Consider the following 25,762-nt stretch of genomic DNA (forward strand, 5'->3'; position numbering starts at 1 on the left):
GCAGTAGTGCCGTGACAACCCTAAAATGGTGGGTTACGGCGGATTGATAGATTGCTGTCAGAGTCTAGGTTTTAGCCGCCTAACCCACCCTACGCTAATGCACTATTTTAGCTGTGTCACGGCAGTAGGGTGCGTTAGCGAAAGCGTAACGCACCGTAAAATCGACAGGAATTAGCCACTACACCCCCTCAGAAATGACCTTCTCGGCTCTACCTCCAGCTAAGATTTGTAACACTTTCTGTAAATTTACAGGGAAACCCCTTGACAAGTCGGGAGAACTTCAGTAAGAATAGCAGTGTCACACAAAAGTGACCAGTGACAGAAGAGTGAGTTCACATTGGAGACAACTCTATGAATCTGCACATAACATCCCCTCCTAGGGTCAACCTGTGGCAACAGGTTCGCGGTTGGTTTGCACCATCGCCTAAAGTTGCCACACCTCCCTTACCCTGGACAACCTCTGACCCCGTGGTTTCTCTCGAAGGAGAAGGAGTCGTTCACCAACCCATTCCTCCCTATGGACGGGGACGAGTGTATTACCGAGGGTCATGGTGGCCGGCCACCTGCACGGAGGAGACAACCTTGCTCGCCGGTCAGGAGGTGAGGATCATTCAACGACAGAATATCACCTTATGGGTCACACCTGTAGTCTCTCGCTTAAGATCCCCCCTACTTTGAAGGGAATGATTGTCTTTCTTTGAGTGGGGAGGACACGGAGACGCGGTGACACGGAGAATTTTACGAAGTTTAGCGTCGTTTGAGATTTTTCGCTTACCCAGACTGGGTAAAGCCAAGATTTTCGATGGCATCAACTTTGTTGTTGCCAATGATTGGTCAATTGCCTTGAGGTGAGGTGCAGAGTGTTGCGCCTAGCTTTGAGTTGACCATTGGAAGAATACGGCACACCTATGGGGGTGTCGATAGAGTCGCTTTGTCTTTTTTTGTCATTATTTCGTTCTTAAGTTTAATTTTGGAGGTCTGAATCATGGGTACTATGAAATTTGACTTTGATAAAGTTTACAAGCACTTGATTGAAGATGGAGGTAAGAGTAGAGTTCTCTATATCAATGGAATTCGCACTACGGAAGATGCTTTTAAAGGCAATCTTAGGGGCTTTAATGAGTTATGGAATTTCTCAGGAAATCTTGTCAATCCAGATCAATACAAAGATCTATTTGAAGTTTCCGATATTTATGGATCTTTATCCCTTGACAAGCAATATCGAAACACCACTGACAGTACAGGTAACAACTGGAGTGACTTGGGGATTTTTATCGGTAAATTTTTGTTCAATTATGCACTAGATAAGTTCTCTTTTTCTGGCATCTTAGAACAAGCCAACAAGCACAAGAAGCTCAAAAAGAAACTTGACGACCTAATAAAAAAAGGTGATGGCGATCCTAAAGAAATTGAAAAGTTAGCCAAAGAGATAGATGATCTAAACGAGTTTGTTGATATATTTGGCGCATTAAAATCCGGTCTTGAATTAGCTGAAAGCTTTACAAAACTCTCTAATCCACAAGATCTTGTCAAAGATGATGACTTTACTGCAAAAGCTTTTCTGTTCTTAAAAGATATTGCTGGTTATATCCCATGGTTTGGTGAAATTTCTAGTGTAATTGATGCTTTAGTAGAAGCAGCACCAGATGACTTGAAGGAGGCCCTTGAACAATATTGGTATGGAGAAAGCAAGTTTGAAGATATTAATAACTGGACACAAGATGCTCAAGATTTTCTCAAATCAAATAACAACAACTCTTTGATTTTACTAGGGCATTCTCAAGGAAACTTTTTCTTGGAAGATGGATTAATTGACATGGGCGCTCCAAGCATTAATTCCGATCGAATTAGTGTTTTGTCACTAGGTTCACCAACGAGTTACTTGTATGCAGGAGGTATAGATAAGTACAAGACGGATGGAGTTATTAATAATAATATAATCAATGGAAAAGACCCGATTACAAGGCTTCAATTTGAGTCCGATCCTTATGTTTGGGATAAGGTATATAAAATCTTGAGTATGGTGGGAGGATTAGGACATGTTGGAGACCATGATATTGAAAACTACTTCAGTAAACCGGAAGTAAACTCTTATTTTAAGAAAACTTTTTACGATTTACATCCACAAGGCTTTTATTTTCCCGATCAACCACTTCGAGCATCAATGCCAACAGGTACTAATGACGATGATTGGATTGAAGGTAGCGGTATTTTGAAGGGCAACGGACGCAATGATGTCCTTCAGGGTATAGATACAAATGACACATTAATTGGGGGTTCGGGCTACGATCTTCTCGATGGTGATACAGGAATAGACTCTGCTGACTATTCTACCAGCCCTGCTGGAATTGTTGTTCAAGCCACAGAATATGCTGGCTCGGATGTTTACAAAATCGACGATGGTTTTGGCATGGTGGATACCGTTGGTAATGTCGAAATTATCAGTGGAACCTCAATGGGTGACCAAATGTCTGGTGGAGAGTATGCCGATATCTTCTATGGTCAAGGAGGCGAGGATAAACTGTGGGGTCAAGGGGGTAATGATTCTCTTGAGGGTGGAGATGATAATGATGAGCTGTATGGAGGCTCAGGTGACGATACATTAAAAGGGGACAACGGTAATGACGATCTTCGCGGTGAAGATGGTGCTGATGATCTCTATGGCGGTGACGGAGAAGACACTCTTTATGGTGGCGATGGAGAAGACTTTCTCTTAGGCCAAGGTGGTACAGACCATTTGTATGGAGAAGACGGTGACGACTATCTCGGCGCTTCTGATGGAAACGATGTACTTTATGGAGGCCCCGGTAAAGACTCGTTAGAAGGCAACGATGGTAACGACAAGATCCATGGTGAAGATGATGATGACTGGATCTCTGGCGGAAGTGGTGCTGATGAGATCTATGGAGACCAGGGTCAAGACTTCATCCAAGGCGGTTCGGAAAACGATCGCATTTGGGGAGGCGAAAACAACGATACACTCCGGGGAAATGAACACGACGACCAACTTTTTGGTGAACTCGGTAATGACTCCCTCCTTGGCGACGAAGGCAATGACCTTCTAGAAGGTCATGGGGGTCAAGATATCCTCAGAGGCGGAAATGACAACGACACACTTCTAGGCGGTACGGAAAGCGACAAGCTTTTCGGAGACGATGGCAACGATATCCTAGAGGGTCAAGAAGGGAACGATCTTCTCTACGGTGGCAATAACAATGACCTCCTCAAAGGAGATATCGGCAATGACAAGCTCTACGGCGAAGGTCACAACGATGTTCTCCACGGGCATAGCGGAGATGACTTCCTCGATGGTGGCGATGGCGCGGATGAACTCTATGGCGGTGGCGAGAATGACATCCTCTATGGTCGTTCCGGCAGTGACTTCATGCAAGGCAATAGCGGCCATGACTTCCTGGATGGGGGAGACTCCGATGATGTCATGGAAGGAAATGAAGGATATGACGAACTCTACGGACAGTCTGGGGATGACCGGATGTACGGCGGTAGCCAAGATGACTACCTAGAAGGGAATAGCGGTAATGACTTCATGAGCGGTGGTTCGGAAGATGATGTCATGTATGGCAACTCCGGTCATGATAGTCTCCATGGAGACCAGGGCCATGACTACATTGATGCGGGAGAAGGTCACGACACCGTAGAGGGTGGAGAGGGAGAAGACGAGATCTACGGACGCACGGGACATGACTCCCTTCTCGGTAACGCAAACAATGACTATATTGATGCGGGAGAAGGGGAAGACACCCTGCGAGGGGGTTCCGGTGCAGATGTTCTTCTCGGTCAAGCCGGAAATGATATCCTCAATGGCAACAGTGGCAATGATGAGATGTTTGGCGGTTCCGGGGATGACTTCCTGACCGGAGAATGGGGCGATGACCTGATGGATGGCGGTAGCGGTGTCGATACCATCAACTACCATAACTCTCCAGAGGGTGTCATTGTGAATATCGATGAAAGTCGCAGCTATCGCAATGATATCTTCCAACGCCAGAGTGAGTTTGTTAATGCTGATAATCCCCCAGAATACTATGTTGACCTGGAACGTCACTTTGAAATTAGTTCTGGAACTGCTAAAGATGGGTTTGGCAATACGGACGAACTCAAAGGAATGGAAGACATTATCGGTACGCCGTTCCAAGATGTTCTCATCGGCAATAGCAAGGATAACCGCATCTGGGCTTTAGAAGACAATGACCTGCTCATCGGTAATGCAGGCAACGATCGCTTCTATGGTGCAGAGGGAGATGATACCATCAGCTACCGTCGCGACCCTAAAGGCACTGCCGTCAGCCTGGAAAATGGGGACGCTACCGATGGTTGGGGAGACCGGGATACTATCCGCGATATTGAGAATGTGGCGGGTTCTCGCCATGATGACGAGATTACTGGAGATGATAGCGCCAATATCATTACTGGCGATCGCGGCAATGACACGCTCAACGGTGCAGGTGACGACGACCAACTCTATGGCGACTTCGGTAAAGACCTGATTTCCGGGGGTAGCGGTGATGACAGCATCTACGGCAACCAAGGAAAAGACACCGTTTATGGCGATCAAGGAAAAGACTATATCCGAGGTGGCGATGCAGATGACCTGATTTACGCCGGTGCGAATGATGATACCGTCGTCGGGGATGCCGGATATGGCGATGACACCATCTATGGCGAAACCGGCCGCGACTCCCTCCATGGCGGTGTCGGAAATGACTGGATCTCCGGTGGCAAGCACCAAGACACCCTCCACGGTGACAGTGACAACGATACCCTCCACGGAGATGACGGCGAAGACTCCCTCCTCGGTGGCACTGGAGACGACTACCTCGCGGGTGGCGACGATGCCGACACCCTCCTGGGAGGCGATGACCACGATACCCTCGAAGGGGATGACGGTAACGACATCCTGCTGGGAGAAGAGGGAGACGACGAACTCTATGGCGAACAGGGTCGTGACTCTCTGCAAGGTGGTGATGATAACGATACCCTAGCTGGGGGAGATCAAGCGGATACCCTGGAAGGAGAAGCCGGAGACGACCTACTCGAAGGGGGAAATGGCCGTGACTCCCTGCTGGGAGGCAGCGAAAACGACTCCCTCCATGGACAAGACGGCAACGACTTCCTGGACGGTGAAGCTGGCAATGACGACCTCTTCGGCGGCGACGGCAAGGATCAACTTTTTGGTCACAGTGGTGACGATCTCCTGGAAGGGGGAGAGGATGAAGACTATCTCTCTGGGGGAGAAGGGGGCGACGAGCTGCTCGGTCAACTCGGTAAAGATACCCTCGATGGCGGTACGGGTGACGACTACCTGGAAGGCAACGACCAAGACGACATCCTCTATGGTCGCGATGGTAACGATACCCTAGAAGGAGGACGCGATAAAGACATCCTCGACGGTGGAGAAGGGGACGACCTCCTGCAAGGACGCACCGGTAGAGACATCCTCGACGGCGGTGCAGGCAACGACCAACTCTTCGGCCATCAAGACCGCGACATCCTCATTGGACAAGCCGGAGAAGATACCCTCGACGGTGGCGAAGACCATGACTCCCTCTCTGGAGGAGCCGATGCCGACCTCCTCTTCGGTCAAAGTGGAAATGATACCGCCACCGGCGGCTCCGGAGACGACCAAATCTTCGGCGGCAGTGGAGAAGACCAACTCGCAGGCGATACCGGCAACGACTGGATCGAAGGCGGTACAGGAAAAGACTTAATCCAAGGTAACAACGACAACGATACCCTCCAAGGACAAGAAGGAGAAGACACCCTCGAAGGGGGTTCTGGAGAAGACCAACTCGCTGGCGGAGCCGACAACGATAAAATCTACGGCAACGAAGATAACGACACCCTCGCAGGCAACGCTGGCGACGACCTCCTAGATGGCGGTTCTGGCGACGACTCCCTCACCGGAAACACCGGCAACGACAAACTCTATGGTCAAGCCGGAAAAGACCTGCTCCAAGGCGGTAAAGACAACGACTCCCTCTATGGCGGTACAGAAGCCGACACCCTGGAAGGCGAACAAGGCGATGACCTGCTCCAAGGCGGTTCTGGAGAAGACATCCTCGATGGTGGCGACGGCAACGATAACCTCTGGGGTGAAGGGGATGCCGATACCCTTACCGGTGGTGCAGGAAACGATAACCTAGACGGCGGCTCCGGTGATGACTCCCTCCTCGGTAACGAAGGCAGCGACCAGATCCAGGGTCGCATCGGCCAAGACTTCATCGATGGCGGTGCAGACAATGATTCCCTCTGGGGAGGAGATGACGCAGACACCCTGCTGGGACAAACGGGTTCCGACTATCTGGCTGGCGGTTCTGGAGAAGATAGCTTAAACGGCGGTAAAGGCAACGATGAACTGCGCGGCGAGTTAGGCAACGATACCCTAGAAGCTGGTGCAGGCAATGACCAACTCGATGGGGGTTCTGGGGAAGACTCCCTGATCGGAGGAGATGGGGTTGACCAACTCTTCGGTCAAGACGGCCATGACACCCTCGATGCCGGAGAAGGCAACGACTTCCTGGACGGTGGTTCGGGTGATGACTCCCTGCTGGCAGGCAACGGCATGGATCAACTGCTCGGTCAAAAAGGCAACGACACCCTGGACGCGGGAGCAGGCAATGACTTCCTCGATGGTGGTGCAGATAACGACTTGCTGCTCGGTCGAGATGGTGTAGACCAACTGCTGGGTCAAAAAGGTGATGATACCCTCCAAGGTGGCGCGGGTAATGACTTCCTCGATGGAGGAGTCGATAACGACTCTCTCTTGGGGGGAGACGGTATGGATCAACTGCTCGGTCAGAAAGGCAACGACTTCCTCGATGGCGGGAATGATAGCGACCAACTCTCTGGCGGTGAAGATGATGATACGCTCCTGGGACAAGGGGGTAATGATGCCCTGGATGGTGGTTTGGGTGATGACTCTCTGCTCGGTGGCGAAGGGGTTGACCAACTCTGGGGTCGCAAGGGAAATGACTATCTTGATGGCGGTGAAGGTAATGATTTTCTCTGGGGAAGCAAAGGCAATGATACCCTCATGGGTCGGGAAGGGGTGGATGTGCTGGATGCGGGTTCCGGTAGCGACTGGATTGAAAGTGGCGAAGGTCACGACCAAATCTACGGTGAGTCTGGCGATGATACCTTGGTAGGCAACCAAGGTAATGACTATCTCGACGGCGGTTCCGGTGATGATTCGTTTGATGGAGGAGTGGGCAACGACCAACTCTACGGGCGATCGGGTAATGACAGTTTAACCGGAGGTGTGGGTAATGACTACATCGAAGGCAACTCGGACAATGACTGGATCGATGCTGGAGATGGTAACGACCAACTTTACGGCCATGAAGGTCACGATACAGTTATCGCTGGGTTCGGTAATGACTATATTGAAGCGGGTTCGGGCCACGATCGCATCAACGCTGGAGATGGAAACGATCAAGTCTATGGTCAAGACGGTAAAGACTTCGTTGATGCCGGGGCTGGCAATGACTTTATCTGGAGTGGCGATAAGCGCGATACGGTCTTAGGCGATGCGGGTGATGATTTCATCGATGGTGGGTCTAACGATGACTCCCTCGAAGGGGGCGCAGGCAATGACAAACTGCTGGGTGAGTCCGGTGACGATACCCTGGATGGCGGTGCAGGTCAAGATGAACTCGATGGCGGTTCCGGTCATGATTTCCTAGAGGGTAATGCGGGTGCAGATGAACTCTACGGTCGCAGTGGGAAAGATACCCTCTCTGGCGGTATGGGTGAAGATACTCTCGATGGGGGGGGCGATCGCGACTTCCTAGATGGAGGAGCCAGCAATGACCTGTTGTTGGGTCAAAGTGGCAAAGACACCCTAGAAGGAGGTTCGGGCAGGGATACTCTCGATGGGGGTTCGGGCCGAGATGCCTTAAGCGGCAGTGCTGGCGACGATCTCCTACTCGGTCAGGCCGATCGCGATACCCTCTCTGGCGGTTCGGGACACGATACCCTAGATGGGGGTTCGGGCGACGACCGGTTAGACGGATGGGTTGGCCATGATATCCTCTTGGCTAAAGTCGGTGACGATACCCTCTCTGGTGGAGTCGGTAACGATACCCTAGATGCCGGTTCGGGCCATGACTGGGCCGATGGTGGCTCTGGTAACGATATCCTCTTGGGGCGCGATGGTAAGGACTCTCTCGATGGTGGGTCGGGTGATGACCTGCTCAAGGGCGGGAACCACGCCGATCGCCTGGATGGTAATCTCGGCAATGATACCCTCGATGGGGGAGATAGCACCGATATCCTGCTCGGAGGAGAGGGAGATGACTTGCTGTATGGTCGCGAAGCGGGCGATCGCCTGGAAGGGGGAGATGGCAACGACTTCCTCTGGGGTGGCGATCATGCCGATATTCTCTTAGCTCAAGTTGGAGATGACTATCTCTCTGGAGGAGAAGGCAATGACACCCTCGATGGCGGACTTGATAATGACTTGCTCCTCGGTGAAAGTGGCAGTGATGTCCTAGAAGGGGGAGATGGTCAGGACTCCCTCATGGGTGGAGAACATAGCGATATTCTCTTGGCCCAAGTTGGAGATGATGTCCTCTGGGGCAATGATGGCAATGATTCCCTCGTCGGAGGAAAGGGCAACGATCTGCTCTCTGGAGGACAGGGACGCGACACCCTCGATGGCACGACAGGAGACAATACCCTATTTGGAGGCCTAGGCCGAGACCTGCTCGTGGGGGGTAAAGGCCGAGATCTATTTGTTTTAGCTGAAGATACTGGGGCAGATGAGATCAGCCAATTTAATGTGGGTAAAGACTTGTTTGGTCTCACGGGTGGGTTGAGCTTTGAGAAGCTATTCATCGATCAAAGCACCCGTGAAAAAGAGATTCAAACCCACATCCGCATTCAAGATACGGAAGAACTGTTGGCTTCTGTCTGGGGTGTGGAAGCTGAGAGCATTGGGTCTGATGCCTTCACGGCGATCGATCTTCCCACCCTAGAGACTCTGGAAGTTGAAAGTGCTTCTGAGTTAAAGGGTGCTATACCTACTCTCAATAGCGATCCGCTCATGGGTGAAACCGATCCCTTGGCAGGAAGTGACCCCCTGCTGGGAGGTTCAGAAGTTCTGACTCCTTAGAACAGTTCCAAGTCGCCAGAAAGGGTGAGAAATCTTCAAACTCTGGCTTGATTAAACTCGCATAAATCGGCTAACTGACAATTGCCGCAATCGGGTTTTTTGGCCTGACAAACGGCTCGACCATGGTAAATGAGGCGGATTGACCAGTTTTCCCAATCGGGTTGGGGCAGAAGGCGCATCAGGTCTCGCTCGACCCGAATGGGGTCTTGGTGTTCGGTTAAGCCAAGGCGATCGCTTAAACGCTTGACATGAGTATCAACAGTTACGCCCATATTGATGCCGAAACCGTGGGCCAGGACAACATTAGCAGTTTTGCGAGCAACCCCTGGCAGTTTGAGCAGTTCCTCCATTCTTTGAGGCACGTTGCCGCCAAAATCTTGGACAATCATTTGACAAGCGCCTTTGATATTTTTAGCTTTATGGCGATAGAATCCGGTCGATCGCACCAAAGCCTCCAATTCCTCCAATGGTGCATCCGCCAACCTGGAGGCATCCGGATAGCGTCGGAATAATTCTGGCGTGACTTTATTCACTCGCTCATCGGTACATTGGGCGGATAAAATGGTCGCCACCAGCAACTGTACGGGCGTTTCATAGGTTAAGGTGCAGGTGGCATCGGGATACAAACGCTTCAGCCGGATCAGGATTTCTCTGGCTCTTTGCTGTTTGCCTGACCATTGGCGGGTGATGTTCATCGCTAGTTTAATAACGTCAATTGATCTTAACTGCTATATTACTGATTCTGGATGTACTCTCGATCGCCATGACCCCCCCTCGTACCCTCTCCATTCTCCTGCTGATCGCCATCAGCTTAGGCTTAACCTTAGCCCTCTCCCTCTCCTTTGGTGCAGTTCCCCTGACTCAAACCGAACTCTGGCAGGCACTCTGGCATCAGGGAGATCCCGTCAATCAAACCATTATTTGGCAGTTGCGACTGCCCAGAGTCGTGGCTGCTATCTGCGTGGGATCGGCTTTGGGAACCTCTGGCGCTCTATTGCAAGGGATGTTACGCAATCCCTTAGCCACTCCCTTTTTACTCGGTATTTCTGCCGGTGCGGGTTTAGTCTCCGTGGCCATGGTGACGTTGGGAATTGCCCAAAGTTGGATACCCTTGGGGGCTTGGTTAGGTGCGGTTTTAACCACCACCCTGGTTTATGGCTTGTCTCGCAGTGCTAAGGGTATCTCCGTAGAGCGGTTGATTTTGGGCGGTGTGGCGGTCTCTTCCCTATTTGGAGCAGTGCAGACCACGTTGCTATTATTATCGGCAGATAGCCGCATTCAGCAGGCGCTCAATTGGCTGGTGGGGAGCTTAAATGGTCGGGGATGGTCGGAGGTGCGGGTGGCGGCTCCCTATGTGATTTTGGCGTTGATAGGCGCTATTCTCTTGGCCCGATCGCTTAATGTGCTGAATTTAGGCGATGATTTAGCAGTAGGATTGGGAGTATCCTTGGGGCGATCGCGTCTGTTGATTGGGTCTACTGCCACACTATTGGCGGCTGGAGCGGTCAGTATTGCCGGATTAATCGGTTTTGTGGGTCTCATTGTCCCCCATGGTATTCGCTTGCTCATCGGCGGTAATGATTACCGTTGGATTATCCCCCTCTCTGCCCTCGGAGGCGCTTGGGTGTTAACCTTTGCTGATTTACTCTCCCGGCTAGGTGCGGTAGAGTTACCCGTGGGTGCAGTCACTGCTATGCTGGGTTCTCCCCTGTTTGTCTGGTTACTCTATCGGCGATCGATGTAAGGGTGGAAAACTTTGCCGAAATCCCACTTGAATGACATGATGAATCATCCATAATTAAGTATTGCTTTCTCATCCAATATTCTGGTGACTCCCCACCCTCTTACTTCCCATTTGCTGGCAACGGCTGAAGGCGGCCCTTTGCTTGGCTCCATCTGGCTAGATGCGACGGTTTTAATCGTCATGTTAGTCCTCTCCGCTTGCTTCTCTGGCTCAGAAACGGCTATTACTGCCCTCGATAACTTCAAACTTCGCGCCCTGATTAAGGAACAGGGAGACCCCCAAGGCCTTTTTCGCCTGGTTCTAGAACAACGGACAAGGTTTATTACGACTCTCCTCGTGGGTAATAACCTGATTAATAATTTTTCGGCTGTCCTCACCAGTAACCTATTTGCCCTCTGGTTGGGTAATGCGGGGTTAGGGGTGGCAACGGCGGTGATTACCTTTCTGGTGTTGATTTTTGGCGAAATCACGCCAAAGTCCCTGGCGATAAATAATGTGTTGGCCTTTTTTAAGGCGGTGGTGCGGCCGATCTATTGGCTATCTCGCGCATTATCGGTGATCGGGATTATCGATTTTCTCGAATGGATCGCCCAAAGTGCGATTCGGTTTTTCCAGGGCAATGCCACCCAGGATGATGCGTCTCTGCAAGATTTGCAACTGATGATTGAAATTTTGGGCGGTAAGGGCAAACTGGATTTCTATAAGCATGAGTTGCTCAATAAGGCACTGATGCTCGATGAGTTGACGGCTAAAGATGTGGTTAAACCCCGGATTGATATGCGGACGATTTCCCATGAAGCGACGTTGCAAGAGTTGGTGAATCTTTGTTTAGAAACCGGATTTTCTCGCATTCCCGTTCAGGAGGAGTCGAAAGATCAAATTTTGGGGGTGGTTCACCTCAAACGCGCCCTGCAAACCCTGAAAAATGTTCCCCCAGGGGAGCGCAATTCTACCCCGGTAACCATGGCAATGGATTCGCCAGTCTATGTGCCAGAGGTGAAAGAGGTGAGCGATCTGTTGAAGGAAATGCTCCAAAGTCGGATTCATTTGGCGATCGTGGTGGATGAGTATGGCGGAACTGTGGGACTGGTTACCCTGGAAGATGTCCTAGAAGAGTTGGTGGGTGAAATTTATGATGAAAGTGATTTTCCCCATCGTCCCCTCCGTCCCGGACGCACGGCGAAACCAGCTAAGGATCGCCGATGGATTCCCGGTTTACCCGGAAGGGGGCGATCGCCATCTCGTGACTCTTCCCGCGATCGATAAATCCCATTTCAAAAAAAAATTCCCAGGGGGTTGTGTTTTGACGAAACCTTATGCTAAATTAGGAAGTCGGTGAGCGAAAGGGTCGATGCCCGAGTGGTTAATGGGGGCGGACTGTAAATCCGCTGGCAATGCCTACGCTGGTTCAAATCCAGCTCGGCCCATCACCGCCTCTTCTGACAGAAAGTCAGAATCAGGATTTAGTTAATGAACTGCCCGTGTAGCTCAGTGGTAGAGCACACCCTTGGTAAGGGTGAGGTCACGAGTTCAATCCTCGTCACGGGCTTCTTGATATGATAATCGCGACCCTAAACTTTAACCCAAGGGTGCTTTAATTCCTTGAATCTCAAAGCACTTGGACGTTCAGCTTTCAGAAAAGCTTGTCTGGATGCAGATTGGGGTTCGTCTCTGACAATTTTGAGTCATGTTTGTGGTCAACGCGGCGTGTATTTTGCCAAGGTAGACGCGAAGGGGACAAGTCAGATTTGTCCGAATTGCATTGTAAATTGTGGTAAGAAAACAATATCTGAACGAGTCCATTCTTACTTCTTTAGACAGGGGAGTTGTCCAAGTATCCTAGATAAAGAAAAAGAGAGACCAACCCAACCGCGAGGACTTAGCACTTATGAGAATACTGCGATCGCCCCATTGGAGTCATGTAGTGGGCACATTAGCCCTCATGATTCCCATTACTCTAGGTATCGGTCGTCTACCGGCTGCCTATTCCCAAAATAACCAAAATCGAGCCATCACCCTGCGAGCAGACATCCAAGAAGCCAACGCCAGAACCGGTGTCCTCACCGCTAGGGGAAATGTGCAAGTCCTCTATCCTGCCCGTGATATCCAAGCCACAGCCGCCCAAGCCCAATATTTTAGCCGCGAACGGCGGATCGTCCTCAGTGGTAATGTCTACGTCCTCCAAGAAGGCAACAGCCTCCGAGGAGAAACCGTGACCTATCTGATAGACGAAGGTCGGTTTGTTGCCCTTCCCCAGAGCCAAGGGCAACAAGTGGAAGCCATTTATATTGTGCCTGAATCCACCGATAACGCGGGGAATCCCGATCCCCTCCCCCCCACTCCTGATTTATAAGCAAGGAGTCATGAGTAATGAAGTTGGTATTGGATAACGTTCATAAATCCTATGGACAACGAATGGTGGTTAATCGCGTCTATCTCTCTGTGGCACAAGGAGAAGTCGTGGGATTACTCGGCCCCAATGGAGCCGGAAAAACCACCACCTTTTATATGGGAACAGGGCTAGAAAAACCCAGTCAAGGTAGAATTTGGCTGGGCGATCGCGATATTACTGCTCTCTCGATTTCCCAACGGGCGAAACTCGGTATTGGCTATCTGCCCCAAGAACCCAGTGTATTTCGCTATCTCACCGTGCGCCAAAATATTCTCCTGGTTTTGGAACAAACCCAAGTGCCGCGCCGGGAATGGCATTGGCGCACGGAAAAGCTCTTAGAAGAATTTCGACTCTCTACCGTTGCCCAAACCAAAGGCATTCAAGTGTCCGGAGGAGAGCGCCGACGCACGGAGTTAGCCAGGGTACTGGCGGCAGGTAAAGACGGGCCCAAATTCCTGTTTTTAGATGAACCCTTTGCCGGAGTCGATCCGATCGCCGTCTCCGAAATTCAAACCCTAGTCGCTAACCTGCGCGATCGCCATCTGGGAATCGTGATCACCGATCATAACGTCCGCGAAACCCTCGCCATTACCGACCGAGCCTATATTATGCGCGATGGCGAAATCCTCGCCTCTGGCAATGCCGAAGAACTCTATGAAGATCCCAGAGTGCGACAATATTATTTAGGCGATAATTTCCAACGGTGAGCCACAACCCTTTAACTGCAACCGCCCCTATGACTTCTAGCCTATCCCAGGAAGACTATAAACCCCAACGACCCAAATTTTCCCCCATCTCCGTCATGGATCGCTATCTGATCCATGAATTGGTTTCCCCGTTTCTCTTTGGACTCGGAGCCTTCACTTCCGTCGGTGTGGCGATCGGCACAGTATTCGATCTGGTTCGCAAAGTCAGTGAAGCTGGCTTGCCCGTGGCGATCGCCCTCAAAGTCTTCTTCCTCCAACTGCCCTACTTCATCTCCTTCGCCATCCCCACCGCCCTCCTGCTCGGATGCATCATCGCCTACAGTCGGCTCTCCAGTGACAGCGAACTGATCGCCCTCCGCAGTTGTGGCGTAAGCCTCTACCGCCTCCTGGTTCCCACCCTAATCTTTAGCATCTGTCTCACCGGCATCACCTTCACCTTCAACGAACTCGTCGTTCCCGCCGCCAAACGAGAAGCCACCCTCACCCTAGAGCGAGCGCTCAAACAAGAAACGCCCCTCCAACAGACAATGAACATCTTTTATCCCGAATATCAGCGCAAAGAACTTGCGGACGGGAAAAGAGTGCGCGTCTTAACCCGGCTCTTCTATGCCGAATTTTTCGACGGCAAAGAAATGAAAGGCCTCACCATCCTCGACCGATCCCAATCCCAATTTAAACAAATCATCATCTCCGAAGCCGCCTCCTGGAACGCCGAAGAAAGCACCTGGGACTTCTTTAACGGCACAATCTACGTCGTCGATCAATCCGGCTCCTTCAAAAATATCGTCAAATTCGATCGCCAACAACTCAAACTCCCCCGCGCTCCCCTCGATCTGGCCTCCATTGGCACGAAATACGAAGAAATGAACATCGCCGAATCCCTCAACTACCTAGAAATTATCAAAATGAGTGGCGATGAAAAACAAATTCGCAAACTGCAAATCCGCATTCATCAGCGCTTCGCCATTCCCTTCGCCTGTATCGCCTTTGGTCTCATGGGAGCCGCCCTCGGTACTCGCCCCCAACGCACCGCCGGACGAGCCACCGGCTTTGGCATCAGCGTTTTAATTATCTTTACCTACTATCTCCTCATGTCCGTCGGCGATGCCCTCGGCTTAAGCGGCGCACTTCCCCCAGTCATGGCCGGATGGTTACCCACCGTATCCGCCTTCAGTGTCGGACTCTTACTCCTCTGGCGAGTCGTCCGTTAATCGATTCAATCCCTCGATAGCGATAGTAAGCAGCACAAGCGCCTTCTGAGGAAACCATGGGCGCACCGAGGGGATGTTCTGGGGTGCAGCGCGTGCCAAATGCGGGGCAATCATGGGGTTTCTTCACCCCTTGCATGATTTCACCACTGATACATTCGGTGGTCAGTACGGGGGGATTGGGATCGATCCAGTCGGCAAAGCGCTTTTCGGCATCCCAATGTACATAGTCCGCCCTTAGACCTAACCCACTATCGGGAATTTCCCCAATTCCGCGCCAGGTACGAGAGACGACCTCAAAGACTTGATGCATGAGATTTTGGGCCCCTAGATTACCTTCCCGACGGACGGAACGGCTATATTGATTATCGAGAGTAACCGCTTCTGTTTTGTTCTCCAACTGTTCAATACAGTGATATAACCCCTGAAGAATATCCACGGGTTCAAACCCAGTAACAACAATGGGAATTTGGTATTTGTCCACCAACGGTTCATATTCGGTATATCCCATCACTGTGCAAACATGACCGGCTGCGAGAAATCCCTGTACCCGACATTGGGGAGAGGAGAGAATAGCTTCCATGGCTGGCGGAACGCGCACATGGGAGGCGAGGAGGGAAAAATTGCGAATTTGTTGTTGTTTGGCTTGATACACGGCCAGGGCGGTGGCGGGGGCGGTGGTTTCAAAACCCACGCCAAAAAAGACGACTTCGGATTCGGGATTGGCTTGGGCAATTTTGAGACAGTCTAGGGGGGAATAAACGATGCGTATATCTGCACCTTTGGCTTTGATGCTCAGTAGGTCTTTGTCCGTTCCGGGAACTCGTAGCATGTCGCCAAAGGAACAGAGTATGACTTGGGGATGGGAGGCGATCGCGATCGCCCGATCGATCAGCGTCACCGGAGTCACACAAACGGGACATCCGGGCCCGTGAATCAGGGTAACCTCTTCAGGCAACAGTTGATCGATACCATATTTAATAATCGAGTGGGTTTGACCGCCACAGATCTCCATAATCGTCCAAGGTTGGGTGGTGATTTCGGCGATCGCCTTTGCCATCCTTTGCGCCAATTGAGCATCCCGATATTCATCCACAAATTTCATAACCATGGTTCCCCAGTCTTCCCCACCATTAAAAGGGAAAACTGCAACTAATTTTTAATTTTTAATTTTTAATTTTTAATTGACTCTGGGCTGCTTCTAAAATCAACTGCTGCTCCCCACGGGCGATCGCCCTTCGCACCCGATCCACCGCAGGCATCTCCACTGAAATTGAGGTAATTCCCCAGCGCACCAAATAGTGAATTAACTGCGGATGGTTAACCACCGCTTGACCACAAACACTACACTCAATCCCCCCAGCTCGCGCTTGCATAATACACTCCTCCAAAGCCCTTAACACCACTGGATGGAGAGCATTTAGACCCTGTTGATTTTCCTCCCACTGCTGACGCTCCAGACCAAACAACAGGGGAATTAAATCATTGGTTCCCAAACTCAAGCCATCAATCCCCACCCGTACATAATCAGAAATCTGCCATAATACCCCAGGAACCTCCACCATAATCCACAGTTCCATCTGGGATAACTGCCGTCGATCCACCCGCTTGCGAATGGCTACCACTTCCTCCACTGTTCGCACAAAAGGCAACATTAAATGCAGATTCTGATAACCCTGGCGATGGACTTTTTCCAACACAGTTAATTCCCAATCCAATAGAGTCGATCTCTGGTCATTCAGCTCACAGGCTAGGGTTCCCCGTAGGGAGGAAGGATAAAAGGAATCAAAGGAACGATAATAAATGGGACGGGGATAAAACCCCTGGGCTAACTTGTGTAGATGCTTAAACCATTCAGACACAAACCGATCCACATCTCTCCACCATTGAATCCCCGGAAATAAGCTGGCAGCCCATAATTCAGAGCGCAATAATCCCACCCCATCCACCTCTAAGTCTGAAGGGTTGATTCGAGAATGGGGTTGAGAGAGATTAATCCAGAGCTTTGTTGCATGTAGGGGAGCCGGTGGGAGCGAAGCATTTTTCTCTGCTTCTGTTGCCCTCAGCCGTTCCATTTTCTTGTTAACTTCAATTGGCTCTTGAGATGAAGCCTGATGCACTGCTCCACTAATTTCTCCTGTTTCACCGTTAATGTGGATCAGATCTCCGGTGAATAAGTAGTGAGTTGCCTGGGAGACTCCCACTAAGGCAGGAATACCTAATTCCCTGGCTACAATGGCTCCATGGCTGCTGATTCCGCCTTCCTCCGTAATTAAACCGGCTGCCCCATTTAAGACCCAGGTTTCTTGGGGGGCGATCGCCTGTTTAACGATAATTTTCCCTGGAGTTACGGTCATGGATTCAAGGGAGTCAGTTAACACCAAAACTGGAGCCACAGCGATCCCTGGCGCAGCTCCTGTACCCTGGTGAAGCAGTGAAGTCGGGCGGTTCTGATTTAAGGGAACAATATCTGTAATCCACCAATTCAAGTCAGGATAGCCTATCCACTCTAGGCGAAATTCATCGTACCACTGGTTTTTGAGGGAAAGGGCGCGATCGCCTAAACATTGGATTTGTGCTTCCTCTAAGCAGGGCCGATCGACCCAGGAGGAATCCACCGTATAGGCACATAGGAGGGAGTTACTATTGTTCAACAGTGGAGTATCCAGGCCCAGATTGGACGGTTCTCCAGAGAGTTGATAGGCAAGGCGCTTGTTTCCCAGATGTTGCTCTTTGAGTTGGTAAGGGTGAAGGTGAATCTGATAGCAATCAGAGGTCACTTGGGGTTCACTGAAGAGATAGCCTAAGCCCCAGGTGGATTCAATCCGAATCGTTTCACCTTGGGTTTCAATGACTCCACTGATGGGTTCATTCTGTAGGGGTTGAATTAAGATGCCCATCCTAATCTGATTTAAGGCTATACCTTGATATTGCCAGTAGAGCAAGTATTTATTGCGGAACGTTTCGGCCCATATTTGTTTAATCGTCTGGGCTAGGGCTTCAGGGGTTTTAGTCGTTCCCCAAGCTCTCCACAACCGAGACAAGGAGCTATGACTCTGGGCAGTAAGCTGTTTCGGTAAGCTCAGGGAAGGACGACAGAGAACAAAATCCCCTTCCCAGGTGGCGATCGCCTCTAGCACCTTGTTATACCATTGCTCATTTAGGGAGCAGTTGAGAATTTGCTCCCGAATTCCTTGAGTAATTTGGCGTAACTGCATATCCCGTTCTTCATGGCTGCGATCGCTTAAGGTTTTGTCAGCAGAGGGGGAAACCTTTAAGCCGACTTCTTGAGTCAACAGCAGATCCGATCCATGCAAAGAATGTAAAAAATGTTGTCTGATCTCGTTGGAGATCGCCAGCCCCGGTAATATGGGATAGCCTTGTTGCAGCAGTTGGCTTAAATCCCAAGCCCGATCGCCCACGGAAGAGCGGTGTTGATCTTGAATCTCAGTGAGCCAGTAAATCGGATTCATGGGTAGAGGCTTTAGAGGATATCTTTTGAATCTATTGTAATCGGTGTCATGGGTCTGTTCGCGCTTCTGATTCCCATGGAATGACACCGATACAGCCTGGGGGAATGGGGGAATGGGGGAATACCAAACAAACTCTATCTAACTTTAAGCTATTGCCTTGATCCCCTGTTTTTTTAAATCTAAAGCAATACCAAAATCCTCAATTCTCATCACTTTTTCCCCATCGTCCCCGGTCTGAATTGTCATCAAAGAAAAATTACAAAACATGAGCCAATATTGCAAAGATTAAATAATTGTAACATTATCGTTCTCCTCCCTCCATTTGAGATTAAAGCTTAGAGAGGCAGTGTTTTATGGGAGCAACATCAGCAACAAACAAGCGATCGAGGGGACAACCCAAGAATCGTCTACATCAACCCTCGATGCTATTAACCTCCAGTTAAACTCATCAATAGTTCCCATTTATCCCTTTAGTTGGGTCTCGATCCGGAAGGAACTATCAACCCCTTGAATCCATCGACAACCCTAGACCTAACTGGATGTTTCGGTTGTATTACCAAAAAAAGGGGTAAGTGACCCCCTTTTTAACCCCAAAAATTGATCTATCTCGCCTCAAGGAGTGAGGATTTATGTTAATCAAAATTAGTCACATCACCTTCAATTCTCCCATACACTGGGATATCCTCTATCCCATTCGCCAATGGTTCAACACCCTAGAGATCGATCGCCCAGAAGTCGCTAGATTAATTGTCAAACTCATCCCCGCTCAATGCCCCTTTTCACGGGAAATCAAGCTTTTTGGGCACACTATTGTCCGTATTCCCCCCCTGTGCAAACTCAATCCCCTATACGATGAACTCATGAGTCTACGCTTCCGTTGTCTCTCCTTTCTCGCCGACGACTGTGGTGAAGATATCGGAGCTTATATCTGAATAGTCCATCATCAAGGAAAACTCCAATCTGAAGAAGAGTACAGATAAGTTGTCTGTAACTCCTCTTCAGATTTCAGGAGCTATGTTACTATCTTGGTGGTTTGATCGAGCTAAAAATAGGGCGATCGCAGCCGGTGGAGGAGTAGACAGGAGTGCAACATACCATGTCACGGGTAAATGAGGATGTGAAAGAAGAGATTAAAGAACCCCATAATCCACTCCAACCCATTCGCATTGGAGTCATTGGTGTGGGTCATATGGGCCAGCATCACACCCGCGTTTTAAGTTTACTCAAAGACGTACACCTGATAGGCATCTCTGATGTGGACATCGAACGAGGACTAGATACGGCTGGCAAATATCGCATTCGCTTCTTCGAGAACTATCACGATCTTCTCCCCCATATCGATGCCGTCTGTATTGCCGTTCCCACCCGTCTCCACCATGAAGTCGGCACTGCCTGCCTACAAGCCGGAGTGCATGTCCTGATCGAAAAACCGATCGCTGCCAGTATCGAAGAAGCCGAAAATTTAGTCAACCTAGCAGCCGAATGTAACTGTATTCTCCAAGTTGGCCATATTGAACGCTTTAACCCCGCCTTTCAAGAACTGAGCAAAGTCCTGAAAACTGAGGAAATCCTCGCCCTAGAAGCCCATCGCATGAGTCCCTACTCTAACCGCGCCAATGATGTGTCCGTGGTTTTGGACTTAATGATTCATGATATTGATTTACTCCTAGAGTTGGCCGCCGCTCCTGTGAAAAAGCTAACCGCCAGTGGAAATCGAGCCTCGGATTCTGGGTATTTAGATTATGTCACTGCAACTCTAGGCTTTGAGAATGGCATTATCGCCACCCTCACCGCCAGTAAAGTCACCCATTGCAAAATTCGCCGCATTGCTGCCCATTGCAAGAATTCCCTCACCGAAGCGGATTTTCTCAATAATGAAATTTTGATCCATCGCCAAACCACCGCCAACTATCGCACCGAGTATGGTCAGGTGCTGTATCGTCAGGATGGATTAATTGAAAAAGTCTATACCAGTAACATAGAACCCCTTCATGCTGAGTTGGAGCATTTTGTCACCTGTGTACGGGGTGGAGACCAACCTTCCGTAGGGGGTGAGCAAGCCTTGAGAGCCTTGCGGTTAGCCAGTTCGATTGAGCATATGGCTCTAGAGGGTCAATCTTGGCAGGGTTTAGACTCTCAATCTTCCCATAATCACCACTCTTCCATTGTCATTGTTTAGGGGAGTTGACTAGGGCGATCGCCCCATTATTGCCGCCAAAGGCAAAACTTAGACAAAGACTATGTTGGATACACTGAGATCGGGTGGAGCGAACCAAGTTAAGATTAAACTCTGGCTCTCTTAATCCGACACAGGGGAGTAAGATTTCATGCTTCATCGCCATAAGGGAAAAGGCAATTCCCAAGGCTCCAGAAGCGCCCAAGGTATGGCCGGTTGCGCCTTTGGTGGAACTCACTGGAACAGTTGGGGGAAATAGATGCTCGATGAGTTGACTTTCAGCAGCATCATTTAAGGGGGTGCTGGTTCCGTGGGCATGGATGTAGTCGATCGCCCTTGGAGTTAAGCCTGCTCTTTCCAAACAGGTTTTAATCGCGATCGCCGCACTGGTGCGATCGGGTTTGGGGGCGCTCACATGATAGGCATCATTGGTAAAGGCAGCTCCCAGAATTTGACCATAAATCGAGGCTTGGCGCTGCTGGGCAGATTCGAGGGACTCTAAGAAGAGGAACGCGCCCCCTTCCCCTAAAACCAATCCTTCGCGATGGCGGTCAAAGGGATAACATCCGGTTTTCGCTAAAGCTCCCATTTGCGTAAATCCCGCTAGAGTTAAGGGCGTAATTGGCGCTTCAATGGCTCCCGCTAACACCTGTTGCACCCTACCGCAGCGAATCAGTTCATAACCTTGGGCGATCGCCCACATGCCCGTATTGCAAGCATTCATGGGAGCCTGAACAATCCCTTGAGTACCCGTGAGTTGGGCGGCTATTCTTGCCGGTAAATCGGGCAAATAGTCCAGGCAATGGGATAAATCGGGCAATTCTCGATCGCCAGTCAAAAACTGATGAGCAATGGTTTCCCAACTCCCTTGAGCGCTGCGACTCGATCCGATCGCAAGCCCCAAATTGGGTAAGGGAGGAGCCATACCCGCATCTTCTAAAGTCTCCAAAACTAACTGACGAGTCAAATCCCGCAAATCTGCCGGGCGATCGCGCCAGGGATGCCCAGCATTATCGCCAATTAAAGCTAGAGGACGAGGCTCTAAGTCTGGAAACGGTTGTGCCATGGCGATCGCCGATTCCTGGTTGAGCAGCTTGCGCCAAGTGCGATCGCGCGATCCCAAGGCAGACACTAAACCCAATCCAGTAACAACAACCACTGTCATAATATCAAAAGCTGCTCTATCGCCACTTAACCTTATGTCTGGTATTTATGATAATTGTGATTTTCCCTTACTGCCCGAACTCAAGCAAGGTTTGCAACAAGCGTATCGGGCTGATTTTTGTGTCGGCTATTTTAACCTCAGAGGTTGGCGAGAATTAGAAGCAGAAGTGGAGCAATTCAGCCCTAGTGCAGGTCACAATTGTCGCTTATTGGTGGGAATGCAAAAACTACCCAAAGACCACCTCAAAAGCTCTCGGAGGATTGGTAAGAGGGAGCCGAGAATGGACATCCAGCAGGCCAATCAGCTCCAAAAACTCATGGCCCAAGAGTTTCGGGAACAGTTGACCTATGGCGTGCCCACAGCCCAGGATCAAGCCAGTCTGAAGCGATTGCAGAGCCAGTTAGAAGCGGGCAAACTGGAGGTTAAATTATTTCTGCGCTATCTGCTCCATGCCAAACTCTATCTTGTTTATCGCGGCGATCGCTTTACTCCCCGGATTGCCTATGTGGGTAGTAGTAACTTAACCTTTTCTGGCCTCAGTGGTCAGGGGGAACTCAATGTGGAAGTCACGGATCGAGATGATACCCAGAAGCTAGAAGAGTGGTTTAGCGATCGCTGGGAAGATAAGTTTTCCCTGGATATTTCCCAAGATCTGATTGAGGCGATCGATGAAAGTTGGGCGGGAAAACAGCGATCGCCTTTTTATATTTACCTGAAGATGGCCTATCACTTATCCCAGGAAGCGCGGGATGGTTTGAGTCGCTATCAAGCGCCCAAAAATTTCGGCTTATTGGAATTTCAGGAACAGGCGGTGCGGGTGGCGATGCAGCATCTGGATAAGCGCCATGGGGTGATGATTGGGGATGTGGTGGGTTTGGGCAAAACTCTGGTGGGAACGGCGATCGCCCATGTGTGCGAACAGGAATATGGTACGAGTACGTTGGTGATTTGTCCCAAGAATCTGGAATTGATGTGGCAAGAGTATATCGATCGCTATGGCTTACGGGGAAAAGTGGTTCCCGTTAGCCAGGTGGAAAAAATCTTACCGACAGTGCCCGCAAGATTTCGGTTGGTGATGATTGATGAGAGCCATAACCTCCGCAACCGGGAGGGCAAACGCTATCAAGCGATTAAGGAGTATGTGGAGCAAAGTGGCAGCCGGTGTATTCTGCTGACGGCAACACCCTATAACAAGGGCTATTTAGATTTATCGGCTCAGTTGCGTCTATTTTTGCGCCCGGAAGCGGATTTAGGCATTAAGCCAGAAGCTTATATTCGGGAGATTGGGGGAGACGTGCAATTTGTGCGGCGACACCCGGCTACTCCAGTGCGATCGCTGATGGCTTTTGAACAGAGCCAGCAACCGGAAGATTGGCAACAGTTGATGAATCGCTATATGTTGCGACGAACCAGGGGATTTATTAAAAACACTTATGCTAAACGGGATGAACGGGGGTATTATTTAGAGTTTGCTAATGGCGATCGCTTCTATTTTCCTCTGCGTCGTCCTCGGACGGTAACCTTTAGCACGGATGCAGCTATCGATCCCTATGCTCGGCTGTATAGCGATCGCGTGGTGGATATCATGAATCGCTTGCATCTGCCTCGATATGGTTTAGGTCATTATGTGATTATGCCTCCGAAGAGTAAAAAAACGACAGGGAAAACATCACCCGGTCAAATGAGTTTGGCCGCGGAATTTGAGCATTTGCAGCCCACGGAAGCAGAACGGCAAATCCTGGCCAATCTTTCCCATGCGGGGCAACGGTTAATGGGGTTTTGCCGCACCAATTTATTTAAGCGTCTCGAAAGTAGTGGCGCGGCTTTTCTTCAGTCGATTGAGCGTCATATTTTACGCAACTCAGTTTATTTATATGCGATCGCCCAGAATTTGCCCATTCCCATCGGCACTCAAGATGCCGCCTTACTCGATGGAACCAGCGATGAGGATAGTGATAGTTTGCTCAGTCAGGATTGGGAAACGGGGGACACTGGGGATATCGTCGATGATCCGACTGAATGCAACACAGCCGAATGGGAAGCACGAGCCGCCAGCATTTACGATCTATACCGCGATCGCTATCCGAACCGCTTTAAGTGGATTCATCCCCGGTTCTTTACCCCCGAACTGGCGGCAGATTTACGCCAAGATGCCCAAGCATTGACGGAAATTTTGGAGATTGCCGGATGTTGGGATGCTAATGAAGACAGAAAATTGCGATCGCTCATTCAACTCGTCAGCGCCCAACATTCCCAAGAGAAAGTCCTCATCTTCACCCAATTTGCCGATACCGCTCAATATCTCTCTGAAGCTCTAGGAGCCAGAGGCATCACTCACATCGGTTTAGTCACCGGCAATTCTCAAACCGATCCGACTACCCTAGCCCACCGATTTAGTCCTAAAAGTAATCAGAAAACCGTCTCGCCAGAGCAAGAATTAAGAATATTAATCGCTACCGATGTTTTGAGTGAAGGGCAAAACTTACAAGATGCCCGAATTGTGGTCAATTATGATTTACCTTGGGCAATTATTCGCTTAATTCAGCGCGTGGGAAGAGTCGATCGCATTGGTCAAGAAGCCGATGAAATTTTATGTTATTCTTTTTTGCCTGCTGAAGGAGTGGAACAGTTAATTAATCTGCGGGGGCGTTTGCGCGATCGCCTCCAAGAAAATCAGGAAGTGGTGGGAACCGACGAAGCCTTTTTTGAAGATGAGGAACAGCGAGAAGTCTTGTTAAATCTCTATCACGAAAAAGCCAATATTTTAGATGAAGATGAAGACTCTGGCGAAGTCGATTTAACCTCAGAAGCACTACAAATTTGGCAAACCGCCATTGATGCCAATCCAGGCTTAAAACGGATTATTCAAGACTTACCTGATGTCGTCCTCTCCACCCGCCACCATCAACCCACCGCCTTAGATCCGGAAGGGGTTTTGCTCTATCTACGGACGGCTGAAGGAACCGATGCCCTCGCCTGGGTGGATGCCGAGGGAAATAGCGTCACCCAGTCCCAAATGCGGATTTTACGCATGGCTCGGTGTTCTATCGACACTCCTGCCCTAGAGCCTCATCCCCAACATTATGACTTAGTTCAAAAAGCTTCGATGCAAATTAGCGAGCAAACCAAAGGAGTTGCCGGGACTCTAGGCAGTTCCAGGGGGGCGAGGAAGAAAACCTACGATCGCCTAATGGCCTATTGCCAGTATGTTAAGGAAAGCACACCGATTTTAGCCCAAGGTCAGGAATGGGATCATTTAAATCAGGCGATCGAGATGATCTATCACTATCCTCTCAAACAAGACGCGATCGCCTCTCTCAATCGGGAATTACGAGCAGGAATTGCCGATGAAAATTTAGCCCAAAAAGTCACCCATCTGATGGAGCATAATGCTTTATGTGTCGTCACCACAGACGGTGAATTTGAAGGCGCGAGGGTGATTTGTTCCATGGGTTTATTTGAGGGAGAATAGGGGGATGGGGGGATGCCCTCTCCCTAAATCCCTCTCCCACAGGAGAGGGACTTTCCCCCTTCTCCTGTGGGAGAAGGGGGTAGGGGGATGAGGGCAATTGTTACATAACTCATTTAGGTTTGCTATATCATAATCTTAAGCCGATATAGGAGCAGTAGTGCCGTGACAACCCTAAAATGGTGGGTTACGGCGGATTGATAGATTGCTGTCAGAGTCTAGGTTTTAGCCGCCTAACCCACCCTACGCTAATGCACTATTTTAGCTGTGTCACGGCAGTAGGGTGCGTTAGCGA

At 50.0% G+C, this 25,762-nt stretch carries 13 protein-coding genes, 2 tRNA genes and 2 pseudogenes; 13 read left to right on the forward strand and 4 right to left on the reverse strand.

Annotation, left to right across the window (positions count from 1 at the left end; translation table 11 throughout):
• Positions 1-351: 351 nt before the first annotated feature.
• Both PJF56_RS00355 and PJF56_RS00360 read left to right on the forward strand, forming a co-directional pair.
• A complete protein-coding gene (locus PJF56_RS00355; protein ID WP_283760637.1) occupies positions 352-678 on the forward strand; it encodes an NfeD family protein in 327 nt (108 codons plus the stop codon).
• Between the two features lie 307 nt (positions 679-985).
• Positions 986-9,133 carry a calcium-binding protein gene (locus PJF56_RS00360; protein WP_283760638.1) on the forward strand — a complete coding sequence of 2,716 codons (8,148 nt, stop codon included), beginning with the start codon at positions 986-988 and terminating at the stop codon, positions 9,131-9,133.
• Positions 9,134-9,168: 35 nt separating this feature from the next.
• Here PJF56_RS00360 and nth read toward each other — a convergent pair whose 3' ends face one another.
• Positions 9,169-9,828, reverse strand: a complete 660-nt coding sequence (gene nth, locus PJF56_RS00365) for an endonuclease III (RefSeq protein WP_283760639.1) — start codon at positions 9,826-9,828, stop codon at positions 9,169-9,171.
• A gap of 68 nt (positions 9,829-9,896) precedes the next feature.
• On the opposite strand from nth, the gene PJF56_RS00370 reads away from it, so the two are divergent.
• The 8 genes and pseudogenes from PJF56_RS00370 (at position 9,897) to PJF56_RS00400 (ending at position 15,187) form a co-directional block, all read left to right on the forward strand.
• Positions 9,897-10,877, forward strand: a complete 981-nt coding sequence (locus PJF56_RS00370; protein ID WP_283760640.1) for a FecCD family ABC transporter permease — start codon at positions 9,897-9,899, stop codon at positions 10,875-10,877.
• A gap of 84 nt (positions 10,878-10,961) precedes the next feature.
• Complete coding sequence (locus tag PJF56_RS00375) at positions 10,962-12,143, forward strand: hemolysin family protein (protein WP_283760641.1); 1,182 nt, start codon at positions 10,962-10,964, stop codon at positions 12,141-12,143.
• A gap of 79 nt (positions 12,144-12,222) precedes the next feature.
• Positions 12,223-12,304, forward strand: a tRNA-Tyr gene (locus PJF56_RS00380).
• 50 nt (positions 12,305-12,354) lie between these two features.
• Positions 12,355-12,426, forward strand: a tRNA-Thr gene (locus PJF56_RS00385).
• Positions 12,427-12,479: 53 nt separating this feature from the next.
• Positions 12,480-12,680: pseudogene (locus PJF56_RS21945) on the forward strand (zinc ribbon domain-containing protein); the annotation flags it as partial.
• An 85-nt stretch (positions 12,681-12,765) separates the two neighbouring features.
• A complete protein-coding gene (locus PJF56_RS00390) occupies positions 12,766-13,230 on the forward strand; it encodes an LptA/OstA family protein (protein ID WP_283760642.1) in 465 nt (154 codons plus the stop codon).
• 17 nt (positions 13,231-13,247) lie between these two features.
• Positions 13,248-13,976, forward strand: a complete 729-nt coding sequence (lptB, locus tag PJF56_RS00395; protein ID WP_283760643.1) for an LPS export ABC transporter ATP-binding protein — start codon at positions 13,248-13,250, stop codon at positions 13,974-13,976.
• Positions 13,977-14,005: 29 nt separating this feature from the next.
• Positions 14,006-15,187, forward strand: a complete 1,182-nt coding sequence (locus PJF56_RS00400; protein ID WP_283760644.1) for an LptF/LptG family permease — start codon at positions 14,006-14,008, stop codon at positions 15,185-15,187.
• On the opposite strand, the gene hypD is transcribed toward PJF56_RS00400, so the two are convergent.
• Both hypD and PJF56_RS00410 read right to left on the reverse strand, forming a co-directional pair.
• Positions 15,147-16,289, reverse strand: a complete 1,143-nt coding sequence (gene hypD / locus PJF56_RS00405; RefSeq protein ID WP_347179394.1) for a hydrogenase formation protein HypD — start codon at positions 16,287-16,289, stop codon at positions 15,147-15,149. The two genes, PJF56_RS00400 and hypD, sit on opposite strands and share 41 nt — an antisense overlap.
• 61 nt (positions 16,290-16,350) lie before the next feature.
• Positions 16,351-18,657 (reverse strand): putative PEP-binding protein, encoded by a 2,307-nt coding sequence (locus PJF56_RS00410; protein ID WP_283760646.1) that lies wholly within the window; start codon positions 18,655-18,657, stop codon positions 16,351-16,353.
• Positions 18,658-19,334: 677 nt separating this feature from the next.
• Here PJF56_RS00410 and PJF56_RS00415 point away from each other — a divergent pair.
• Positions 19,335-19,589 (forward strand): annotated as a pseudogene (locus PJF56_RS00415) (Mo-dependent nitrogenase C-terminal domain-containing protein); the annotation flags it as partial.
• 164 nt (positions 19,590-19,753) lie between these two features.
• Positions 19,754-20,836: a Gfo/Idh/MocA family protein gene (locus tag PJF56_RS00420; protein WP_283760648.1), complete on the forward strand. Its 1,083-nt coding sequence runs from the start codon at positions 19,754-19,756 to the stop codon at positions 20,834-20,836.
• Here the strand turns inward: PJF56_RS00420 and PJF56_RS00425 are convergent.
• A complete protein-coding gene (locus tag PJF56_RS00425; protein ID WP_283760649.1) occupies positions 20,826-21,998 on the reverse strand; it encodes a beta-ketoacyl-ACP synthase in 1,173 nt (390 codons plus the stop codon). The two genes, PJF56_RS00420 and PJF56_RS00425, sit on opposite strands and share 11 nt — an antisense overlap.
• A gap of 34 nt (positions 21,999-22,032) precedes the next feature.
• Here PJF56_RS00425 and PJF56_RS00430 point away from each other — a divergent pair, with 34 nt between their 5' ends.
• On the forward strand, positions 22,033-25,470 hold the full coding sequence (locus tag PJF56_RS00430) for a helicase-related protein (protein ID WP_283760650.1): 3,438 nt from the start codon (positions 22,033-22,035) through the stop codon (positions 25,468-25,470).
• Positions 25,471-25,762 lie beyond the last annotated feature (292 nt).

This window comes from Roseofilum halophilum BLCC-M91 (assembly GCF_030068445.1).
Lineage (GTDB): Bacteria > Cyanobacteriota > Cyanobacteriia > Cyanobacteriales > Desertifilaceae > Roseofilum > Roseofilum halophilum.